Genomic DNA, 2,017 nt, shown 5'->3' on the forward strand with positions numbered 1-2,017 from the left:
GTTCGCCGCCTTCTACATCGATTCGTCGAACGGCGGCAGCAGCAAGGCCATTTCCGGCCATTTCGTCGCAGGCTACAAGATACCCACTCAGGCATCGGGCATTGGCACCGGCTACGGCAGCTATGTGGCACCGAGGATCGCATATTGAAGATGCGTAGACCGACATCGCATCCGCAAGAGTCGCGCTATTCCTATCGGCGCTCCTACGTGATCGGCTGGACCATCATCGCGACGCTCGTTTTCGTCGATGCGCTATGGCTCCGCACAGGCGCATACTCGGTGCGTCTAGCGAGCCTGATTGCAACAGCGAAACCCGATATGACATTGCTCGCCGTCGCCGCCGCGCTCGGCGCAATGACCAGGATTACCCGCTACCGTAGCGCGATAAGAACGCTGCGGTACGCTGAACTATCTCAGACGCTCGCATACGTCGCCATGCTTTCCTGCTTCGCATCGGCGTGTTCCATCCTGTCCTATCTTTGCGTGACGACGAACGCCCCGCTCATCGACAACGATCTAATCCAGTTCGACCGGCTACTCGGTTTCGATTGGTCCTCGACCTACCAATGGGTACACGCGCATCCCGATATCCATCGCGCACTCGCGCTGGCCTACGACAGTGGGCTATGGCAGTTGATCGGCATTCCGGTATTACTTGGCCTGATGGGGCGCCGGAGGCAGTTGGCGGAGTTTTCGCTGCTTTTCATGTCGGCCGCGGTTCTGACCAGCCTGGTCCCCGCCGTCGTTCCCGCAGCCAGTGCGTTTACGCATTTCGGCATAACCGATCCGCAGACTGCTTCCACGGTATCCGACTTTGCATTGTTGCGAAGCGGTTCGTTACGGACATTCGATTTGTCGGCCGCTCAAGGCTTGGTCTCGATGCCGTCCTTTCACACCGAAATGGCCGTCATTTTTGCGTACGCGCTTCGACGCGTGCCGGTCGTTTCCGTTATCGGCGTCGTGTTGAATGCGGCGATGATCGCTTCGACGCCGACCGAGGGCGGGCACTATTTGGCCGATGTGATCGGCGGCTTGCTACTCGCGCTCGCGCTCATCGGGGTAGCGAGATCCATGCGTCGCCGCCGGACACTGCGGCTTGCGGCAGTCACCCAAGCCAGCCCATGGAGCCGAACCGGCGAGCCTGTCGCTTGCCGGTTCGGATTCGTTTCGACGAACGAACGATCGGCTCACCCCGCCGGTCCCTTCACCCCCGAAGCCCCGCCTTGCGGCACCTGCGCGGGCAGCAAGCCGTAATCGGTTCCCGCATCGGCCGGCCTCTGCGTTTCGCCCGTCTGCTGCAACTATCCACCGCCAAGCGCCACGTAAAGATCGACGAGATTCGTAAGCCGCGCCACGCGCGCATTGGATGCCCTGTTTTTCCGTGTAGGCTCTTCGAACGCTTTAGCGGACTTAGAGAGATCCGGACGCTCTAGCAGAATCAGAAAAGACATCCCGCGGCACGGACTGTTGCTGTGGCATGTTCTCGTCGCTCCGTACGCCGAACCATCGAGCGAGAGATCACCAGATGCGACAAGGTGTCACTGGCGACCGGCGCCGCCATTAAAGGCGGTTTAGCGAGTTTATACTGAAATCATAAACTAGCTAAACTCGCTACATCCCGTTCGCTGCCGTCAAGGGTTAGCTTCGGACGGCGTCGTCCCTCGTAAGGCGATCGCATTCCTGCGCCGACCCGTGTTCGCGGGGCGTATAAAACGAAACCGGCGAGCTGGACCGCCGCTCGCCGGTTTGAATGCAACGTTCGAAAGCGCGGCCGCCTCAACTAGCCGGCGCCTTCACCCCCGAAGCCCCACCCTGCGGCACCTGCGCGGGCAACGACCCATAATCCGTCCCCGCGTCCGCCGGCCTCGGTGTCTCACCCGTCTGCTGCACCCACCCACCGCCGAGCGCCACATACAGATCAACAAGACTGGTCAGCCGTGCGACACGCGCATTGATCAGCGATTGCTGCGCCGAATAGAGATTGGTCTGCGCAGTCAACACCTGCAGATAACTATCG

At 60.6% G+C, this 2,017-nt stretch carries 1 protein-coding gene and 1 pseudogene; one reads left to right on the forward strand and one right to left on the reverse strand.

What is annotated here, in order from left to right:
* The first annotated feature begins 150 nt into the window (after positions 1-150).
* On the forward strand, positions 151-1,254 hold the full coding sequence (locus tag VGL01_RS07625) for a phosphatase PAP2 family protein (RefSeq protein WP_331568252.1): 1,104 nt from the start codon (positions 151-153) through the stop codon (positions 1,252-1,254).
* A 522-nt stretch (positions 1,255-1,776) separates the two neighbouring features.
* On the opposite strand, the pseudogene VGL01_RS07630 reads toward VGL01_RS07625, so the two are convergent.
* Positions 1,777-2,017: pseudogene (locus tag VGL01_RS07630) on the reverse strand (multidrug transporter); the annotation flags it as partial.

Source organism: Trinickia sp. (assembly GCF_036503415.1).
In the GTDB taxonomy this organism is placed as follows: Bacteria; Pseudomonadota; Gammaproteobacteria; order Burkholderiales; family Burkholderiaceae; genus Trinickia.